We start from the raw sequence: 17,481 nt of genomic DNA, 5'->3' as shown, positions 1-17,481 counted from the left end.
TCGAGCCGATCGCGCGGCGCGCCAGGCCTGCGATGCCGACATCTCAGGCTGTCATCCGGCCTGTGCCAGTCGGCGCTCTTCGCGCGGGCAGATGCCGAACATCTCGGTATAATGGCGCGCGAGCGTCGCAGGCGTCAGATAGCCGACCGAAATCGCGATATCGCGCAGGCCATCCCTGGAATAGAGGATGCGCTGGCGGGCCTTTCTGAGCCTCAGCTGGTGGTAGTATCTAAGCGGGCTTTGCCCGGTTTCCTGCTTGAAGAGACGCTCGAAATGGCGGTTCGACAGGCCGACCGCCTCGGCCACGTCGGGAATGCGCAACGGATCCTCGATATGGGTCGAGAAAAGGTCGATCGCGCGGCGGACGGGCGTGGCCAGCCGTTCGGACAGACTGTCGGCGCGCCCGACCGGGGTCTTCTGGGCCAGGTCCTCCTCGGGCAGAACCGGGTGCTGGAACCAGCAGGCGACCTCGGTCATGCAGTCGCGGCCAAGCCGTTCCTCGATCAGGCGCAGCATCAGGCCGAACACGGCACCCGAACCCGAGACGGTGGCGCGGCGCCGGTCGCGGCAGATGACGGTCTCGGTGGTGATGACCTCGGGAAAGCGGGCCTTGAATGCGGCCTCATAGCACCAGTGAACCGAACAGGTGCGCCCCTCCATCAGCCCGGCCTGCGCCAGGGGGAAGATGCCGCCCGAAAAGGCGCCGAGCGTCACGCCCGTCCGGTCGAGCCAGCGCAGCCGCGCCGGGCTGCGGCGCGGGTCGGCATAGGCCGCCGTCGGCGGCGAAAGGAGGTAGAGATGGTCGAGCCCGCCCGCCTCCTGCAGGGTCGCGTCGGGTTCGAAGCCGATCTCGGCCGAGGACCGGACCGGCGCGCACGCCTCGGCGATCAGCCGCCAGGCGAAGTTGCGGCGGCCGGTGATCTCGTTCGCCGCGCGCAGGGGTTCGATGGCCGAGGTCAGGCAAGCCATCGGAAAGCCGGGGAACAGCAGAAAGCCGAACTGGACGGGGCTGGTGTCAGTCATCGGTCTTGGGGTCCGGCTTTTTCCGGCTGGCGGTCAGATATCCAGCGTATTCTCGGTCTCCCAGCGGGAGAAGTGCGCGCAATAGCTGTTCCATTCCTGATGCTTGAGCTTGAGGTAGGCGGCGGAAAACGCCTCGCCCATCATCGCCTTCAGGACCTTGTCCCTGTCATATTCGCGCAGCGCGTCGAGAAGATTGAGCGGCAGTTTCGGCGCGTTCTTCACCGTATGGCCGAACTGGTACATGTCGATATCGTGCCGCTTGCCCGGATCGGCCCTGGTGCGGACCCCATCGAGGCCTGCGGCAAGGATCACCGCCTGCATGAGATAGGGGTTGGCGGCGCCGTCGGGCAGGCGCAGTTCGAACCGGCCGGGGCCGGGCACGCGCACCATGTGCGTGCGGTTGTTGCCGGTCCAGGTGACGGTGTTCGGCGCCCAGGTTGCGCCGGATGTGGTGCGAGGCGCATTGATGCGCTTGTAGCTGTTCACAGTAGGGTTGGTGATCGCCGCCAGTGCGGAGGCGTGTTTCATGATGCCGCCAAGGAAGTTGCGCCCACGGTCCGACAGACCCAGTTCCGCCTTGTTGTCGGCGAAGGCATTGGTCTTGCCGTCGATCGACCAGACCGAGATATGGGCGTGGCAGCCAGACCCGGTCAGGCCCTTGAACGGTTTGGGCATGAAGGTGGCGCGGAAGCCGTGCTTTTCGGCGACCGATTTCACCATGAACTTGAAGAATGAGTGTTTGTCGGCGGTCTGCAGCACGTCGTCGTATTTCCAGTTCATCTCGAACTGGCCGGTCGCGTCTTCGTGGTCGTTCTGGTAGGGCTCCCAGCCCAGTTCCAGCATGTAGTCGCAGATCTCCGATATCACGTCATAGCGGCGCATGACCGCCTGCTGGTCGTAACAGGGCTTTTCGGCCGTGTCGTAGATGTCGGATACGCCCGAGCCCTCGGCATTGAGGATGAAGAATTCGGGCTCGACGCCGGTGCGGACCCGCAGGCCATCCTTCGCGGCCTCGGCGATCAGCCGCTCCAGCACGTTGCGCGGCGCCTGATCGACAAGCTTTTCCTCCATCGTCGCGCGGGCGGCGACCCAGGCCACCTCTTTCTTCCACGGCAGCTGGATCGCGCTGTCGGGGTCGGGCACCGCCATCAGGTCGGGGTGGGCGGGCGTCAGGTCGAGCCAGGTCGCGAACCCGGCGAAGCCCGCGCCTTCCACCGACATGTCACCGATCGCCTGGGTGGGCACGAGCTTGGCACGTTGCCCCCCGAATAGATCGGTGTAGGAGATCATGAAATATTTGACGCCGTGTTCCTTGGCCCATTTGGCAAGGTCTTTCGCCATTCTCGTAGCTCCCTGTTGTCTTTTTGTCTTTGTTCAGAACCCGTTGCGTCCGGGTATCCAGTTCGTTCCCGCGATCGGCACCCCGGCCATCGCGGCGGCTTCGATCGTCAGCGCGCACAGGTCCTCGGGTTCCAGATTGTGCAGGTGGTTCTTGCCGCAGGCCCGCGCGATGGTCTGCGCTTCCAGCGTCATGACCTTGAGGTAGTTCGTCAGGCGCCGCCCCCCGAGGATCGGATCGAAGCGGTTGTAAAGCTCGGGGTCCTGCGTGGTGATGCCGGCCGGGTCGCGACCTTCGTGCCAGTCGTCATAGGCACCAGCGGTGGTTCCGAGCTTTTTGTATTCGGCCTCAAGTGCGGGGTCGTTGTCGCCCAGCGCGATCAGCGCCGCCGTGCCGATCGACACGGCATCGGCACCAAGCGCAAGCGCCTTGGCCACGTCCGCGCCATTGCGGATGCCGCCCGAGACGATCAGCTGCACCTTGCGGTGCATGCCCAGATCCTGCAGCGCCTTCACCGCCTGGGGAATGCAGGCAAGCGTCGGCTGGCCAACATGTTCGATGAAGACGTCCTGCGTCGCTGCGGTGCCGCCCTGCATCCCGTCAAGGACCACGACATCCGCCCCGGCCTTCACGCTGAGCGCCGTGTCGTAATAGGGTCGCGCGCCGCCGATCTTCACATAGATCGGGATCTGCCAGTCGGTGATCTCGCGCAGCTCGTGGATCTTGATTTCCATGTCGTCCGGCCCTGTCCAGTCCGGGTGACGACAGGCGGACCGCTGGTCGATGCCCTTGGGCAGGTTGCGCATCATGGCGACCCGGTCGGAAATCTTCTGACCCAGCAGCATGCCGCCGCCGCCGGGCTTTGCGCCTTGGCCCACCACCAGTTCGATCGCGTCGGCGCGGCGCAGATCGTCGGGGTTCATGCCATAGCGTGAGGGCAGGTACTGGTAGACGAGGGTCTTGGAATGGCCGCGTTCTTCTTCGGTCATGCCGCCGTCACCGGTGGTGGTCGACGTGCCTGCAGCACTCGCGCCCCGGCCCAAAGCCTCTTTCGCGGGACCGGAAAGCGAACCGAAACTCATGCCGGCGATGGTGATCGGGATATCCAGATGTATCGGCTTCTTGGCAAAGCGCGTGCCGAGCCAGACGTCGGTGCCGCATTTCTCGCGGTAGCCTTCCAGCGGGTAGCGGCTGATCGAGGCGCCGAGGAACAGCAGATCGTCGAAATGCGGCAGGCGCCGCTTCGAGCCGCCGCCGCGAATGTCATAGATGCCCGAGGCCGCCGCGCGGCGGATCTCGGCGTTCGCCTCAGGCGAGAAGGTCCAGGAAAATTTCGGGGGCGTATGGGGAAAATCGCTCATCCTCGGGCGCCTCAATATGCTGCAGCATTGTCGATGTTGAAATTGTAGAGCTTGCGCGCCGAACCATAGCGGCGGAACTCTTCGGGCTTGGCCTTCGCGTCGGCCTCGCCCCTGCGCAGAAGGTCTTCTAGGATCAGAAGATGCTCTTCCCGCATCTCTTTCTCGATGCAATCGGCCCCCAGCGACTTGACCGTGCCGCGCACGAAGATGCGCGCCTCGTAAAGCGAATCCCCCAGCGCCTCGCCCGCATCGCCCAGGACGACGATATTGCCCGATTGCGCCATGAAGCAGGACATGTGGCCGATATGGCCATGCACCACTATGTCGATGCCCTTCATCGAGATACCGCAGCGCGAGGACGCATTGCCCTTGATCACCAGAAGCCCGCCGCGACCTGTCGCGCCCGCATACTGGCTGGCGTCACCATCGACGATCACGGTGCCCGACATCATGTTCTCGGCCACGCCCGGCCCCGCCGATCCCTTGATGCGGATCGTCGCCTGCTTGTTCATGCCTGCGCAGTAATAGCCGGTCGAGCCGCGCACGGTGATATCCACCGGCGCGTCGACGCCGGCGGCGATGGCATGGGCGCCCTTGGGATTGACCACTTCCCAGGCGGTCATGTTGGTCTGGCCCTTCAGCGCGTGCAGGGCGCTGTTCAGCGCCCTCAGGCCGTCCTTGCCCAGATCAAAGCTCTGCATTCTCTCAGCGCTCCCAGAAATAGACGGTGGCGGGTTCGGGTTCCCAGACGCGGGCGTCCTCGATGCCGGGCAGGTTGACCAGCGCGCGATATTCCGAGCCGAAGGCGACATAGTCGTCGGTCTCGGCCATCACGGCGGGCTTGCAGGCGATCGGATCGCGCACCACGCCGAAGCCGTTCCTCGTTCCGACGACGAAGGTGAAGAACCCGTCGAGGTCGGTCAGCGTTGCCTCCATCGCCTTCCCGAGGCTTTCGCCATCCTGCAGCTTGTGGCTGAGGAAAGCCGCCGCGACCTCGGTGTCATTCTCGGTCTCGAAGATCATGCCGTGGCGGCGCAGGTCGCGGCGCACGGAATTGTGGTTCGAGAGCGAGCCGTTATGGACAAGGCACTGGTCCGAGCCGGTCGAGAAAGGATGGGCGCCCATCGTGGTGACGGCCGACTCGGTCGCCATGCGGGTGTGCCCGATGCCGTGCGTGCCCTTCATCTTCGCGATGTCGAAACGCGCCGCCACGTCCCTGGGCAGGCCGACTTCCTTGAATATCTCGATAGAGTCCCCGACGCTCATGACCTTCACGTTCGGACGCAGATGCGCCAGCGCCGCGCGTGCCGCGTCCAGCTGGCCGAGCGGCACTTCGACAACGGCATGGGTATTCTTGGCGATCAGCGCCACGGGCTGGCCGATCGCGTCGCGCAGGTCGGCGTCGAGTGTTTCAAAGTCCTCATCGGGCGTTGCCGACTGGATCGTGATCTTGCCCAGCCCGTCCTTGGCGCCGGAATAGATGGCGATCCCCGCCGAATCCGGCCCGCGATCCGTCATCGTGATCAACATGTCTGTCAACATGGCGCCCAGCTTCGGTTCAAGCTTGGGGTCCTTCAGGAACAGCCCAACGATGCCGCACATCGGATTCGTCTCCTTTTCTCCGCTTGTGCGAACGCTAGCATCGAGATTTGCGGCTTTCAACTGCGAAGAAACAATTTTCACCTCACGGGAAAATGACGAAAGCCTTGTCGGCTTCTCCTGGCCTAAACGGGTTTTCCTTGACAGATTGTCGCACCCCATGTTTCCTTACGGGCAAACAATATTCCGAAGAGAAAAGCGGCGGGCCCCGCCACCTTCGGTAACGATCGGGCCCAGGGGAGGAAAAGGTGAGTCAGCTGAATGAGAGAATTCAGTCCATGCACCGACGCGATGTGCGCGTTGCCTGGGCCTTCGTGATCGGTCTGTGGTTTGCGATCATCTTTGTGGCACTCGCCACCTGGAACCTCGCGCCCACCGGTGCGGCACGGACGATCCTGCTGATCGGCGGCGCGATCGTGCTTCTGTTCAACACCGGCGCGATCCTCGCGATGCTCCGCCATTACCGCGAGGACCGGGACTTCATGTACGGGCTCGACATCAAGTTCCTTGATGAAGCCCGCAAGGCGAGGGGGTAGAGATGGCGCATTACGAACCTCCGAAGCAAAGCAAGGCGAGCCAGCTTTTCGATGTGATCGTGCTGGTCATCCTGACCGTGGGCGCGCTTTTCGTGCCGATCTGGCTGAAGATGGCCGGGGCGGCCAAGAGCGTGACCCAGCCGGTCGAGAACCCGACCTGGGAAACGCTCGGCCAGACGCCCGCGCAGGCGGCCCAGTACGAGGCGCTCGGTTATGACCCGGCGTCCGCGCATGACCTGATCCTCGCGCGGTTCGATTACAGTTTCTCGGCCGGGGCGCTGATCGCGATGATCGTCGTGATCGTTCTCTACTACGTGCTGATGCTGAAATTCTCGGAAGTCGAATATCGCGAGGTGATCGCGGAAAAATTCGGCGACAGGAGGTAGGGGCAAATGGAAACCTGGCAAATCCTCGAATATGCGGCCTGGGGCGCCTCGGCGCTTCTCGGCCTCTACATGCTGATCGACTGGATGAAGGTCGATTCGAGCTATTCCGAAGATGTCCTGACCTCCTCTCGTGAAGGCGAGCTCGAGGCCATGACCGAAGAACAGCACAGGTGAGGGCGGATCATGGCTGATATCGACATTACTTCCCAGACCATGGACGGGATGGGTCCGCACGGCACGAAGGTCGGGCTCCTGCGTGTTCTCGGCCCGGCGCATGTCTGGGCGCTGGGCGTGGGCATCGTTCTGGTCGGCGAATACATGGGCTGGAACTTTGCCGTCGGCAAGGGCGGCGCCTATGCGGCGCTGATCGCGTGCTGGTTCGCGGGCATCCTCTATACCTGTGTCGCCATGATCGACAGCGAGGTCACCTCGACCGTCGCTGCCGCGGGCGGGCAATATACCCAGGCCAAGCATATCGTCGGGCCACTGATGGCTTTCAACGTCGGGCTTTACCTCGTGTTCGCCTACACGATGCTGGAGGCCGCGAATGCGATCACCGCAGGCTATCTGATCTCGGTCGTTGCGGGAATGACCGGATATGCGGGCGAGCTCGATCAGCGACCGTTCATCATTCTCGTCATCATGTTCCTGGCCTGGCTGAACTATCGCGGCGTGCTGGCGACGCTGACCTTCAACCTCGTCATCACCGCCATCGCCTTCATTGCGATCCTCGTCCTCTTCCTGTCGACAAGCGGCGTTCTGGGCGGCGGCATCATGCAGCACGCGGCGCTCTTCGAGGGGCATGAGATGCCCTATGGCTGGATCGGTGTTCTGGCGGCGATGCATTTCGGCCTGTGGTATTACCTCGGGATCGAGGGCACCACGCAGGCGGCGGAAGAAGTGCGCTCGCCCGCCCGCGCGCTGCCTTTCGGCACGCTGGCCGGGATCATGACGCTGCTGATTGCCGCGACGCTGACCTGGTATGTCTGTTCGGGCGTGCTGCCGTGGGAATTCCTCGGCGATGGCGTGAACGGATCGGTGGCGCCGCTTTTCGATACCGCTAGGCTGTCGGGCTCGAACGGGCTGATCTGGCTGCTGGGCTTCGGCACGCTGTTCGCCACCCTTGCCAGCGCAAACGGCTGCATCAATGATGCCAGCCGCGCCTGGTTCGCCATGGGGCGTGACAAGTACCTTCCGGGCTGGTTCGGCGCGGTCCATCCGCGCTATCGCACGCCCTACCGGTCGATCATCTTCCTCGTGCCGATCGCACTGATCTTCGCGCTCGGCGCGCCGCTCGATCAGGTGATCACCTTCTCGATCCTGTCGGGGCTACTGGAATATACGTTCATGCCGCTGAACATCATCATGTTCCGCCGCAAATGGCCGCTGAACTCGATCAAGCGCGGCTATGAACATCCGTTCCACCCGCTGCCTGCGGTAACCCTGCTCGCCCTCTGCGCGCTGACCTTCTTCGCGGTCTTCCTCGGCTACGGTACCCAGCTCGTGGCGATGATCGGCTTCTACATCGTCGTCTCGCTCTGGTTCCACTTCTGGCGCTACCGCTTCGTGAACCGCGGCGCGCAGTTCACCATGCCCTGGCCGAAACCGCAGGGGTACTGACCGGCGCTTGCCGATTCTGAACCGACAGGCCCGCCCGCAAGGGCGGGCCGACCCATGAGAAAGGACATACGTGCCCGCACTCGCCCCAATGTTCGCCGCACTGGCCGCTGTTCTGGCGCTGTTCCTGGCCTGGCGGCTCATCCGCGCGACAGGCGCGCGATCACGGTCCCGGGCGGGCTATTTCGACAAGGTGCGGCTGCTGTTCGAAGGCGGCGAGAGCCGCATCCAGCCCGGCGGGTTTCCCCGCATGACCGGACGGCGCGGCGACCGGTCCTTCGACCTGCAGGTCGTCCCCGACAGCCTGACCTTCCGCAAGCTGCCCGCGCTCTGGGTGATGGTCAGCCTGCCCGAGCCCCTGCCGGTGGCCGCGACGCTCGACCTGATGGCACGGCCATCGGGACAGGAGCCTTTCACCCATTTCACCCGCCTGCCCCAGATCCTGCCGCGCCCCGCCCTGCTGCCGGACGGGATCGCGGTACGGACAGACAATGCGGGCGCCGTGCCGGACGAGTCGCTCATCGCGCGCCATGCGGCGCAGCTTTTCGCTGATCCCCGGGTCAAGGAGCTTCTCATCTCCCCCAAGGGTCTGCGCATCGTCTTTCTCGCCGAAGAGGCCGACCGCTCGCGCTATCTGATCTTCCGCGATGCCGAGATGGGGAGGGAGCCCCTGTCCCCCATGCGCATCGCGCCCCACCTCGACCGGCTGGAAGCGCTGCGCGCCGACCTTCTCGGTCTGATGGAGAAGGCCGCATGAAACCGCCCCCCAATCCCCATCTCGTCCTCGCCGTCGCGCTCCTGCTGCCCGGCGTCGGTCAGGTCATGAACCGCCAGCCGATGCGCGGGCTGATCTTCCTTTTCTTCATCATCCTGCTCGGCGCCTTCACGCTGAAGACCGCGGCACCTGACGTGTCGTTTGTCGGCAAGATGTCGGGCGGGCTTTTCGTCTGGGCGATGGCGGCGCTGGATGCCTACAAGACCGCCCGCATCCGCGCCGCCGTCTGGGCGCACGGTCGCGGCTAGCCCCCTGCGCGGGCATAGCCTGGGGGCTGGACTTCGGCGCTATAGGGATTCATCGTCGCCCGAACCCGTAACCTCCTCCGCGAAGGCCTGCCCATGTCTGACGCCACCCGCGAAATCGAGGCTCTGATCGAGCTGATGGCCCGCCTGCCGGGCCTTGGGCCGCGCTCGGCCCGCCGCGCGGTCCTGCATCTGATCAAGAAGCGCGGTCAGGTGATGGCGCCCCTGGCCGAGGCGATGGCAGGCGTCGCCCTCAACGCCCGCGAATGCGTGGTCTGCGGCAATATCGCCACCGCCGACATCTGTGACATCTGCACCGACGAGCGCCGCGCGACCGGCGAGATCTGCGTGGTCGAGGATGTGGCCGACCTCTGGGCGATGGAGCGCGGCCAGTCTTTCCGCGGCCGCTATCACGTTCTGGGCGGTACGCTCTCGGCGCTGGATGCCATCGGCCCGGACGAGCTTGGCATCCCAAGGCTCGCCGCCCGCGTGGCGCAGGACGGCACGCGCGAAGTGATCCTCGCGCTCAATGCCACCGTCGATGGCCAGACGACGGCCCATTACATCGCCGAGGCGCTGGAAGCGACCGGCGTCGCCATCACCTCGCTTGCGCAAGGCGTGCCAATCGGCGGCGAGCTCGATTATCTCGACGACGGCACGATCAGCGCCGCGCTCCGCGCGCGGAAACGCTTCTGATGGAGCCGCGCGCGACGGTGCTGGCCTATTGGGAGGCGATGCGCACGAACGATTTCGCCGCGGCCGCCCGGTGGCTTGCCGAGGATGTTGTGATCGACTGGCCGCAAAGCCGGGAACGGATTCGCGGCCGGATCAACTTTGCCGCGCTGAACGATGCCTATCCGGCGAGCGGGCGCTGGCGCTTCACACTGAACCGGATCGTGGCCGATGGCGCCGAGGTCGTGACCGACGTTACCGTCACCGACGGCACGCTCATTGCCCGCGCGCTGACCTTTCACCGGGTCGCGGACGGGTTGATCACGCAGCAGACCGAATACTGGCCAGACGATTATCCGGCGCCTGATTGGCGGCGGAGCTGGGTCGAAACCTACTGATCGCCAGGGAAGCAGCCGCGCAAGCACCAGATCGCCGGTGGCCGGGCTCATGGCCAGCGGGATATCGTCGATAACAGCGAGCCGGATCAGCGACTTCACATCGACATCATGCGGCAGGGCCGACAAGGGGTCGGTGACGAAGATCAGCGCATCGAGCCGACCTTCGGCGATCATCGCGCCAAGCTGGGCGTCACCGCCGCGCGGGCCGCGCTTCTTCCGGGTGACGGCGAGGCCCATCGCCTCCTCGACCCGCGCGCCGGTCGTTCCCTTGGTGTAAAGCTCGCGGGCCCGCACTGTATCGTCCTCCCGGCCGCCTCGCCGAGGAGGGTTCGCGGGGCGGCGGGTGGCACGCGCTGCCGAACGGTCTGCGCGAAAGGCCCGTCGTCCGGGTCTCGGCCAGGACCGCCTCCGAAAGCAAGACCCCGGCGCCGGGCCGGGGTCTTTGAAAGTCAGTTGTCGTCCTCGTCGTCGTCCTCGCCCTCGTCGGGCAGGTTGAAGAAGGCGTCGGCGTTCGAGAAATCCTGCGGCGCGGCCTCCTCGGCCTCGCGGCTTTCGGCCATGAAGCTTTCGATCGCGGCCATGGCCGGGTCGTGGCGCGCATCGGGCGCCATGCCCAGCGACTGTTCGGTCGAGACGAGCTTGCGGCGCTCGTCGTCCGACATCACCGCACCATCGGCAGCCTTCTTCTTCGCGGCCTTCTGGACGGCTGCGTCAAGCTCCGACTGGCGGCAGAGGCCAAGTGCCACCGGGTCGATCGGTTGGATATTGCCGATGTTCCAGTGGGTCCGCTCGCGGATCGCGGCGATCGTGGGCTTTGTCGTGCCGACGAGCTTGCCGATCTGGGCGTCCGCCAGTTCGGGATGGAATTTCACCAGCCAGAGGATCGCGGCGGGCCGGTCCTGACGCTTCGACAGGGGCGTATAGCGCGGGCCACGGCGCTTTTCCTCGCCGAGCGCGGCCGCGTTGAACTTCAGCTTCAGCTTGTGAAGCGGGTTCTTCTCGCCCTTCTCGATCTCGGAAGCTTCCAGCTGGCTGTTCGCGATCGGGTCGAAGCCCTTCACGCCCACCGCCACATCGCCATCGGCGATGCCCTGCACTTCCAGCTCGTGCAACCCGCAGAAATCGGCGATCTGCTTGAAGCTCAGCGTCGTATTGTCCACGAGCCAGACGGCGGTCGCCTTGGCCATCAGGGGTTTCGTCATCGGATCTCTCCTTCGCTTCATGCCCCGGGGGGCCGGACAAATCTTTCCTGTGCCGGGAAAACGGCTGCGGGCCCCTGGGCGCCGCCATTCCACGTTTTCAGGGAAAGGTTGGGCGCTATATAGTCGCGGATGAGTGCCAAGGAAAGAGAAAATGCGCGCGAGCCTCATCACCCTCTGTCTGTCGCTTGGCCTGTTGGCCGCCGGCCCCGCGCGGGCCGAAGGCGAACGGGCGGGCGATTTCGACTATTACATCCTGTCGCTTGGCTGGTCGCCAAGCTGGTGCGCGCTGGAAGGCGACGCGCGCGGCGACCGCCAGTGCGATCCGGGCCGGGGTTTCGGCTTCACGCTCCACGGTCTCTGGCCGCAGTACGAGGAGGGCTGGCCGAGCTATTGCCGCAGCGGGATTCGCGAGGCGACGCGGGCCGAGACGGCCGCGATGGCCGACATCATGGGGTCGGCGGGCCTTGCCTGGCATGAATGGAAGAAGCATGGCCGCTGTTCTGGCCTTGCAGCGGGCGAGTATTTTGCACTGTCCCGCGAGGCCTATCGGGCCGTGGCCATCCCCGCCGTGCTGCGCGATCTGGCGCGCGACGTCCGCCTTCCGGCGAGCGTGGTCGAAGATGCTTTCATCGAGGCGAACCCGGGGCTGGCGCCGGGGATGATCACCGTCACCTGCGAAGGCGAGCGGATCGACGAGGTTCGTATCTGCCTCGACCCTGACCTTGGCTTCCGGGCCTGCGCCCCGGATGCGGCGCACGACTGTCGGCTGAAGGACGCGCTGATGGACAGGGTGCGCTGACATCAGCGCCCGAAGCTGCCCATGATCCGCGCCACGTCGATCATCCGGTTGGAGAAGCCCCATTCGTTGTCATACCAGCCGAAGACCCGGACGAGGCCGCCCGCCGTCACCCGTGTCTCGGGCAGGGCCATCACGATGCTTTCGGGCCGCGCCCGGAGGTCGGACGAGACGAGCGGCCTGTCGGTCACGCCGATCACCCCGCCCGCTGTCTTGAGTGCCGCGTTCACAGCCGCAACATCTGGCTTGCTTGCAAGCGTCACGGTCAGGTCTACCGCCGAGACAGAGGCGACGGGCACGCGGACCGCCGCGCCCTCGATCCGCCCGGCAAGCCCCGGCAGAACTACATCCAGAAGCTTCTGTGCCGAGGTCGTGGTCGGCACCATCGACAGCGCCGCCGCGCGCGAGCGGGCGAAATCGGCGGCGGGCGCGTCGACCGTGGGCTGGCTGCCGGTGTAGCAGTGGATCGTGGTCATCCAGCCGGTCCCGACCCCGAACGCCTCATCGAGCAGGTGCGCGAGCGGCGCCAGCGCATTGGTGGTGCAGGAGGCATTCGAGACCACGCGGTGCGCGGCAGAAAGCCCGCCCTCGTTCGCGCCAAGCACCACGGTATAGTCCGCAGTCAGCGCCGGACCCGATACCAGCACGCGCCCCGCCCCGGCCCTTAGCCCGGCGTCCGCCACCGCACGGTCCCCGGCGCGGCCGGTGCATTCCATGACGAGGTCGATATCGGACAGGTCAAGCGCTGCAAGGTCGCGTTCGCCCGTCAGGCGGATCGCATGGCCGTTGACGACCAGCGCGCCGGGGTCCAGCCGCACCTCGCCCCGGAACGGACCGAAGGTGGAATCATATTCGAAAAGATAAGCAGCCATGTCGGGCCGGGCGATATCGTTGATCGCCACCACCTCGATCCCGGTGCGCGCGGGGTTTTCGGCCCAGGCACGCAGGACGGACCGGCCGATGCGCCCGAACCCGTTGATCGCCACCCGAACCGGCATGATACCCTCCGCCCTGATCCGCCCTCACAGATCATGAAGCATATCTGCAGGCAACCGCTGGAAAACCCTTATATTGTAACCGATACGCCCAAGCCCCGTGCCTCGGCCCGCCGCACGGCGGCGCCTGCCACGGCGAGGTCTTGCAGGCCGACGCCGGTGCCGTCGAAAAGCGTGATCTGGTCGTCGGACCGGCGGCCCTCGGCCAGCCCTGCGATCACGGCGCCAATGGGAGTGATGTCCTTCGCCGCAAGCAACCCGGCGGCCGCGGCATGCTGTGCCTCGCCGATGGTGACCGATTGTGCGACCTCGTCGGTGAAGACCTTCGCGCGGGCGAGAAGGGAGGGCTCGACCTCCTGCTTGCCCTTGGTGTCGGTGCCCATGCAGGCCAGATGCGTGCCGGGGCTGACATGCCTGTCCATGAGCGAGGCGGCGGGCGAGGAGGTGATGGTGACGATCACGTCCGCCTCGACCATCCGCTCAAGGGGCACCGCCTCGAACGGCAGGCCCAGTTCGGCGGCGACCTCACCCAGTTTCGGCAGCATGTCGGCATGGTAGTTCCAGCCGATGACCTTCTCGAACTCGCGCACGCGCGCGGCGGCGCGCAGCTGGAACTGCGCCTGATGTCCGGCGCCGACCATGCCGAGCACTTTCGCATCCTGCCGCGCCAGCCGGTCGATCGAGATGGCCGAGGCGGCTGCGGTGCGCAGCGCGGTCAGCAGGTTGCCGCCCACCATCGCGACGGGCCGCCCGGTGTCCGGGTCGAACAGATAGACGGTCGACTGGTGATTGGTGATGCCGCGCGCAAGATTGCCGGGGAAATAGCCCCCCGCCTTCACGCCGAGCATCCCGCCCGCCCGGTCGAGACCCGACTTGAAGCCGTACTGGCGGTCGCCGCCCAACGCCTCGCGCACCACCGGGAAATTATGGGCCTCGCCCCGCGCCATCGCGGCGAAGGTCGCCTCGACCGCCGCGAAGGCATCCTCGGCAGAGACAAGATCGGCAATCAGCGCTTCGGGAACGATCAGCATGTCCTTACCTTCATCTTACCCCGCCGACCCGCCCCGGACTTGATCCGGGGCCTCCTGTGTCTGGCGCGGAGGTCCCGGATCAGGTCCGGGACGGGTTTTTCAATAGGCCTTGCCGCGCGCCGAAACCGGCCAGACGCATTCGACCTTGCCGCCCCTGACGCCCACATACCAGTCGTGGACATTGCAGGTCGGGTCGCAATGGCCGGGCACCAGCTTGAGCTTGTCGCCCACCTTCAGGACACCGTTGGGATCCTCGATCACGCCATGTTCGTCCGAGCATTTGATGTATTTCACATCCGTCCGCCCGTAGACGAAGGGCAGGCCGCTATCGACCGACTGCGCCTTCAGGCCCGCATCGCAGATCGCCTTGTCGGCCTTGGCGTGGCTCATCACCGAGGTCAGGATGAAGAGGGCATTCTCCCACTCGCCCTGGTCGATCCGGCGACCGTCCTTGTCGAGGATGCGGCCATAATCGGCATCCATGAAGGCGTAGGACCCGCACTGAAGTTCGTTGTAGACCCCGGAGTTAGACTCGAAATAATAGCTGCCCGTACCGCCGCCCGACACGAGTTCCGGCGTCAGCCCGTTGGCCTTCAGCCCCTGAACCGCGTCCTTGACCATGGCGATGGCGGCATCGAGCTTGGCCTTGCGGTCCTCGTAGCGGTCCATGTGCTGCATCGCGCCCTGATAGGCCTGGATGCCGGTGAACTTCAGCCCCGGCGCCGCCTCGACGGCCTTTGCGATGGCGACCACATCCTGCGTCGTATTGACCCCGCAGCGCCCCGCGCCGCAGTCGATCTCGACGAAGCACTCCAATTTCGTGCCATGTTTCACCGCCGCCGCCGACAGGTCTGCGACATTCGCCAGATCGTCGACGCAGACGATGATCCGGCTGCCAAGCTTCGGCAGACGCGCCAGCCGGTCGATCTTGGCCGGGTCGCGCACCTGATTGGAGACGAGCACATCCTTGATGCCGCCGCGCACGAAAACCTCGGCCTCCGAGACCTTCTGGCAGCAGACGCCGACCGCGCCGCCGAGCCGTTCCTGCAGCTTCTGGACGTCGACCGATTTGTGCATCTTGCCATGGCTGCGGTGGCGCATGCCGTGGGCTTTCGCATAGTCGCCCATCTTCTTCACGTTGCGTTCCAGCGCGTCGAGGTCGAGGATCAGGCAGGGGGTCTGGATATCGGCCTCGTCCATGCCGGGCTTGGCCGGGATGTCATAGCCCACTTCGAAACTGGCAAAACGGTCCTGAGCGTTCATTCTATCCTCCTTACCCCTGCATCCAGGGCAATCTGTCCAGATCGACATTGCCGCCGGTGATGATCACCCCGACGCGCTTGCCTTTGAAATAGGCCTTGTTCTTCAGGATGGTGGCCAAGGGCACCGCCGAAGACGGCTCCATCACCACGCGCAGATGCTTCCAGGTGAGCTTCATCGCCTCGACGATCTCTGGGTCCGCGGCGGTGAACATGTCGGCGACATGGCTCTTCACGAAATGCCAGGTCAGGTCCTTCAGGGGCACCAGAAGCCCGTCGGCGATAGTCTTCGGCGCATCGTCGGCAATGATGTGTCCGGCCTTGAAGCTCCGATAGGCGTCATCGGCCTGTTCCGGTTCGGCGGCGATCACCTTCGTCTCGGGCGCCAGCGTCGACAAGGTCAGGCAGGTGCCCGAGATCATGCCGCCGCCGCCGATCGGCGCGACAACGAAATCCAGCCCGTCGGTATCCTCAATGAGTTCCTTCGAGCAGGTCCCTTGCCCGGCAATCACGCGCGGATCGTTGTAGGGATGGACGAAATCGCCCCCCGTCTCGGCCTGCACCTTCGCGAACGTCTCCTCGCGCGAGCTGGTCGAGGGTTCGCATTCGGTGATCCTGCCGCCATAGCGCCGCACCGTGTCCTTCTTGGCCTGTGGGGCGGTATGCGGCATCACCACATTGCAGGGAATGCCGCGCAGCATCGCCGCATAGGACAGGCACGAGGCATGGTTGCCCGAGGAATGGGTCGCAACGCCCTTCGCCGCCTGGGCGTCGCTCAGCCCGAAAACCGCATTCGTCGCGCCCCGCACCTTGAAGGCGCCCGGTTCCTGAAAGTTCTCGCATTTGAAGAACAGCTTCGCCCCCGTCAGCTCGTTCAGATAGTCCGACGTGCGGATCGGCGTGCGGCGGATATGCGGCCGGATACGCTCGTGCGCCTCCAGCATGTCCTGATAGGTCGGAATGTACATCGCCCCTCCTTACGCTGCCGCTTTCGCGGGCTCGACCGCACTCGTCCGGTAATAGTCCTGTGCCGCTGCCACTCCGGACCCAAGCGCGACCTTCCAGCCGAGATCGGCCATGCACATTTCCGCGACCGCGAGACCCGAGAGCATCATCGCATCGGTCAGGCTGCCCAGATGGCCGATGCGGAAGACCTTGCCCGCCACGTCGCCAAGACCGACGCCGAAGGCCATGTCGTACTTCTGCGCGGCAAGCTTCACGAGGTCGGTGCCGTTGCATCCCTCGGGCACGACGACTGCCGTGACCGTATCGGAATAAAGGTCCGGCGAGGCTGCACAGGGGCGAAGGCCCCAGCCCGCGATGGCGCGGCGCACGCCCTCGGCGATGCGGTAATGGCGAGCCCAGACCGATTCCATCCCCTCGGCCAGAAGATGATCGCACGAGACTTTCAGCCCGTTCAGCAGGCCGACCGCCGGCGTATAGGGATAGCCGCCTGCCGCATAGCTTTTACGCATGTCGCGGAAGTCGAAGAAAGTGCGCGGCAGTTTGGCCTCGTCCATCGCCGCCAATGCCTTCGGGCTCGCCCCGAGGATCGCGAGGCCCGCGGGCAGCATGAAGCCCTTCTGGCTGCCGGTCACGGCGATATCGACGCCCCAATCATCCATGCGGAATTCCATCGAGGCGATGGAGGACACACCATCGACGAAGAGCATTGCCGGATGGTTGGTGCGGTCAAGCGCGCGGCGGATGCCCGCGATGTCGGACCGGACGCCGGTCGCGGTTTCGTTGTGGGTTGCCAGCACCGCCTTGATCATGTGGTCGCGGTCGGCCTTCAGCGCGGCCTCGAGCTGGCCGAGCGGCGCACCCTGACCCCAGTGCGTCTCGATCACCTGCACGTTCAGCCGGTGGCGCTGGCACATGTCGATCCAGCGGTGGCTGAACATGCCGAAGCGCGCAGTCAGAACCGTATCGCCGGGGGAGAGCGTGTTGGAGATCGCCGCTTCCCAGCCGCCGGTGCCGGTCGAGGGAAAGATGAAGACCTCGCCCGTCTCGGTCGCCAGAACCTTCTTCACGCTTGCGACCGCCGGGGCGAAGATGCCGCCGAAGGCCGCCGACCGATGGTCGAGCGTGGCAATGTCGCAGGCCTTGCGGATCACGTCCGGCATATTGGTCGGGCCGGGGATGAAGACCGGGTTCTGATGGTACATCGGGCGCTCCCTTCATTGTCGCAAGAAGGCTAGAGCGGGATGCGCCGCGCTGCAATTTTTTCGAAATTGATTTTCGATA

At 65.2% G+C, this 17,481-nt stretch carries 20 protein-coding genes and 1 pseudogene; 9 read left to right on the top strand and 12 right to left on the bottom strand.

Annotation, left to right across the window (positions count from 1 at the left end; translation table 11 throughout):
• Positions 1-51 precede the first annotated feature (51 nt).
• From P0645_RS13995 to P0645_RS13975, 5 genes are read right to left on the bottom strand one after another with little or no spacing between them, the layout of a single operon-like run.
• Entirely contained in the window at positions 52-1,023 is a 972-nt protein-coding gene (locus P0645_RS13995; protein WP_284165208.1) for a GlxA family transcriptional regulator, read from the bottom strand.
• A gap of 33 nt (positions 1,024-1,056) precedes the next feature.
• Positions 1,057-2,364: a type III glutamate--ammonia ligase gene (gene glnT / locus P0645_RS13990; RefSeq protein ID WP_284165207.1), complete on the bottom strand. Its 1,308-nt coding sequence runs from the start codon at positions 2,362-2,364 to the stop codon at positions 1,057-1,059.
• Between the two features lie 33 nt (positions 2,365-2,397).
• Positions 2,398-3,723, bottom strand: coding sequence for an FMN-binding glutamate synthase family protein (locus P0645_RS13985; protein ID WP_284165206.1), 1,326 nt, complete (start codon positions 3,721-3,723; stop codon positions 2,398-2,400).
• 11 nt (positions 3,724-3,734) lie between these two features.
• Positions 3,735-4,424: a GXGXG domain-containing protein gene (locus tag P0645_RS13980; RefSeq protein WP_284165205.1), complete on the bottom strand. Its 690-nt coding sequence runs from the start codon at positions 4,422-4,424 to the stop codon at positions 3,735-3,737.
• 4 nt (positions 4,425-4,428) lie between these two features.
• On the bottom strand, positions 4,429-5,325 hold the full coding sequence (locus P0645_RS13975; RefSeq protein ID WP_284165204.1) for a class II glutamine amidotransferase: 897 nt from the start codon (positions 5,323-5,325) through the stop codon (positions 4,429-4,431).
• Between the two features lie 275 nt (positions 5,326-5,600).
• Here P0645_RS13975 and P0645_RS13970 point away from each other — a divergent pair, with 275 nt between their 5' ends.
• The 8 genes from P0645_RS13970 (at position 5,601) to P0645_RS13935 (ending at position 9,951) form a co-directional block, all read left to right on the top strand.
• Positions 5,601-5,858 carry a hypothetical protein gene (locus P0645_RS13970; RefSeq protein WP_284165203.1) on the top strand — a complete coding sequence of 86 codons (258 nt, stop codon included), beginning with the start codon at positions 5,601-5,603 and terminating at the stop codon, positions 5,856-5,858.
• A 2-nt stretch (positions 5,859-5,860) separates the two neighbouring features.
• Entirely contained in the window at positions 5,861-6,244 is a 384-nt protein-coding gene (locus P0645_RS13965) for a hypothetical protein (protein WP_284165202.1), read from the top strand.
• A gap of 6 nt (positions 6,245-6,250) precedes the next feature.
• The gene (locus P0645_RS13960; protein WP_284165201.1) at positions 6,251-6,418 is read left to right on the top strand and encodes a hypothetical protein; all 168 of its coding nucleotides are present in this window, start codon (positions 6,251-6,253) and stop codon (positions 6,416-6,418) included.
• A gap of 9 nt (positions 6,419-6,427) precedes the next feature.
• Positions 6,428-7,864: an APC family permease gene (locus P0645_RS13955; RefSeq protein ID WP_284165200.1), complete on the top strand. Its 1,437-nt coding sequence runs from the start codon at positions 6,428-6,430 to the stop codon at positions 7,862-7,864.
• 70 nt (positions 7,865-7,934) lie between these two features.
• On the top strand, positions 7,935-8,618 hold the full coding sequence (locus tag P0645_RS13950) for a hypothetical protein (protein ID WP_284165199.1): 684 nt from the start codon (positions 7,935-7,937) through the stop codon (positions 8,616-8,618).
• Positions 8,615-8,884 carry a hypothetical protein gene (locus P0645_RS13945; protein ID WP_284165198.1) on the top strand — a complete coding sequence of 90 codons (270 nt, stop codon included), beginning with the start codon at positions 8,615-8,617 and terminating at the stop codon, positions 8,882-8,884. The genes P0645_RS13950 and P0645_RS13945 overlap by 4 nt, the downstream gene beginning before the upstream one ends.
• Before the next feature lie 93 nt (positions 8,885-8,977).
• Positions 8,978-9,577, top strand: coding sequence for a recombination mediator RecR (gene recR, locus P0645_RS13940; protein WP_284165197.1), 600 nt, complete (start codon positions 8,978-8,980; stop codon positions 9,575-9,577).
• Positions 9,577-9,951, top strand: a complete 375-nt coding sequence (locus P0645_RS13935; RefSeq protein WP_284165196.1) for a nuclear transport factor 2 family protein — start codon at positions 9,577-9,579, stop codon at positions 9,949-9,951. The genes recR and P0645_RS13935 overlap by 1 nt, the downstream gene beginning before the upstream one ends.
• Before the next feature lie 72 nt (positions 9,952-10,023).
• Here P0645_RS13935 and P0645_RS13930 read toward each other — a convergent pair.
• Positions 10,024-10,245, bottom strand: a pseudogene (locus tag P0645_RS13930) (methylglyoxal synthase); the annotation flags it as partial.
• A gap of 155 nt (positions 10,246-10,400) precedes the next feature.
• Entirely contained in the window at positions 10,401-11,153 is a 753-nt protein-coding gene (locus P0645_RS13925) for a DUF1013 domain-containing protein (RefSeq protein ID WP_284165195.1), read from the bottom strand.
• Between the two features lie 151 nt (positions 11,154-11,304).
• Here P0645_RS13925 and P0645_RS13920 point away from each other — a divergent pair, with 151 nt between their 5' ends.
• Entirely contained in the window at positions 11,305-11,952 is a 648-nt protein-coding gene (locus P0645_RS13920) for a ribonuclease T2 family protein (RefSeq protein ID WP_284165194.1), read from the top strand.
• A gap of 2 nt (positions 11,953-11,954) precedes the next feature.
• Here P0645_RS13920 and P0645_RS13915 read toward each other — a convergent pair whose 3' ends face one another.
• From P0645_RS13915 to bhcA, 5 genes are all read right to left on the bottom strand, one after another.
• Positions 11,955-12,947 carry a type I glyceraldehyde-3-phosphate dehydrogenase gene (locus tag P0645_RS13915; protein ID WP_284165193.1) on the bottom strand — a complete coding sequence of 331 codons (993 nt, stop codon included), beginning with the start codon at positions 12,945-12,947 and terminating at the stop codon, positions 11,955-11,957.
• A 68-nt stretch (positions 12,948-13,015) separates the two neighbouring features.
• Positions 13,016-13,975 carry an iminosuccinate reductase BhcD gene (gene bhcD / locus P0645_RS13910; RefSeq protein WP_284165192.1) on the bottom strand — a complete coding sequence of 320 codons (960 nt, stop codon included), beginning with the start codon at positions 13,973-13,975 and terminating at the stop codon, positions 13,016-13,018.
• Between the two features lie 99 nt (positions 13,976-14,074).
• Entirely contained in the window at positions 14,075-15,238 is a 1,164-nt protein-coding gene (gene bhcC / locus P0645_RS13905; RefSeq protein ID WP_284165191.1) for a 3-hydroxy-D-aspartate aldolase BhcC, read from the bottom strand.
• Between the two features lie 10 nt (positions 15,239-15,248).
• Positions 15,249-16,202 carry a beta-hydroxyaspartate dehydratase BhcB gene (gene bhcB, locus P0645_RS13900; protein ID WP_284165190.1) on the bottom strand — a complete coding sequence of 318 codons (954 nt, stop codon included), beginning with the start codon at positions 16,200-16,202 and terminating at the stop codon, positions 15,249-15,251.
• Between the two features lie 9 nt (positions 16,203-16,211).
• The gene (gene bhcA, locus P0645_RS13895; RefSeq protein WP_284165189.1) at positions 16,212-17,402 is read right to left on the bottom strand and encodes an L-aspartate--glyoxylate aminotransferase BhcA; all 1,191 of its coding nucleotides are present in this window, start codon (positions 17,400-17,402) and stop codon (positions 16,212-16,214) included.
• Positions 17,403-17,481 lie beyond the last annotated feature (79 nt).

The sequence above is a fragment of the Frigidibacter sp. SD6-1 genome (genome assembly GCF_030143255.1).
Classification (GTDB): domain Bacteria; phylum Pseudomonadota; class Alphaproteobacteria; order Rhodobacterales; family Rhodobacteraceae; genus TMP-24.
The sequence above is the reverse complement of the archived record's forward strand: the minus strand, read 5'-3'. Positions and strand labels throughout refer to the sequence as shown.

What these genes read in the sequence shown, in the direction of transcription:
- P0645_RS13995 (WP_284165208.1), bottom strand. Translation starts at nt 1,023, where the DNA reads ATGACTGACACCAGCCCCGTCCAGTTCGGCTTTCTGCTGTTCCCCGGC.
- P0645_RS13985 (WP_284165206.1), bottom strand. Translation starts at nt 3,723, where the DNA reads ATGAGCGATTTTCCCCATACGCCCCCGAAATTTTCCTGGACCTTCTCG.
- P0645_RS13970 (WP_284165203.1), top strand. Translation starts at nt 5,601, where the DNA reads ATGCACCGACGCGATGTGCGCGTTGCCTGGGCCTTCGTGATCGGTCTG.
- P0645_RS13945 (WP_284165198.1), top strand. Translation starts at nt 8,615, where the DNA reads ATGAAACCGCCCCCCAATCCCCATCTCGTCCTCGCCGTCGCGCTCCTG.
- P0645_RS13965 (WP_284165202.1), top strand. Translation starts at nt 5,861, where the DNA reads ATGGCGCATTACGAACCTCCGAAGCAAAGCAAGGCGAGCCAGCTTTTC.
- P0645_RS13920 (WP_284165194.1), top strand. Translation starts at nt 11,305, where the DNA reads ATGCGCGCGAGCCTCATCACCCTCTGTCTGTCGCTTGGCCTGTTGGCC.
- glnT (WP_284165207.1), bottom strand. Translation starts at nt 2,364, where the DNA reads ATGGCGAAAGACCTTGCCAAATGGGCCAAGGAACACGGCGTCAAATAT.
- bhcC (WP_284165191.1), bottom strand. Translation starts at nt 15,238, where the DNA reads ATGAACGCTCAGGACCGTTTTGCCAGTTTCGAAGTGGGCTATGACATC.
- bhcB (WP_284165190.1), bottom strand. Translation starts at nt 16,202, where the DNA reads ATGTACATTCCGACCTATCAGGACATGCTGGAGGCGCACGAGCGTATC.
- P0645_RS13980 (WP_284165205.1), bottom strand. Translation starts at nt 4,424, where the DNA reads ATGCAGAGCTTTGATCTGGGCAAGGACGGCCTGAGGGCGCTGAACAGC.
- bhcA (WP_284165189.1), bottom strand. Translation starts at nt 17,402, where the DNA reads ATGTACCATCAGAACCCGGTCTTCATCCCCGGCCCGACCAATATGCCG.
- P0645_RS13935 (WP_284165196.1), top strand. Translation starts at nt 9,577, where the DNA reads ATGGAGCCGCGCGCGACGGTGCTGGCCTATTGGGAGGCGATGCGCACG.
- P0645_RS13960 (WP_284165201.1), top strand. Translation starts at nt 6,251, where the DNA reads ATGGAAACCTGGCAAATCCTCGAATATGCGGCCTGGGGCGCCTCGGCG.
- bhcD (WP_284165192.1), bottom strand. Translation starts at nt 13,975, where the DNA reads ATGCTGATCGTTCCCGAAGCGCTGATTGCCGATCTTGTCTCTGCCGAG.
- P0645_RS13915 (WP_284165193.1), bottom strand. Translation starts at nt 12,947, where the DNA reads ATGCCGGTTCGGGTGGCGATCAACGGGTTCGGGCGCATCGGCCGGTCC.
- recR (WP_284165197.1), top strand. Translation starts at nt 8,978, where the DNA reads ATGTCTGACGCCACCCGCGAAATCGAGGCTCTGATCGAGCTGATGGCC.
- P0645_RS13925 (WP_284165195.1), bottom strand. Translation starts at nt 11,153, where the DNA reads ATGACGAAACCCCTGATGGCCAAGGCGACCGCCGTCTGGCTCGTGGAC.
- P0645_RS13955 (WP_284165200.1), top strand. Translation starts at nt 6,428, where the DNA reads ATGGCTGATATCGACATTACTTCCCAGACCATGGACGGGATGGGTCCG.
- P0645_RS13975 (WP_284165204.1), bottom strand. Translation starts at nt 5,325, where the DNA reads ATGTGCGGCATCGTTGGGCTGTTCCTGAAGGACCCCAAGCTTGAACCG.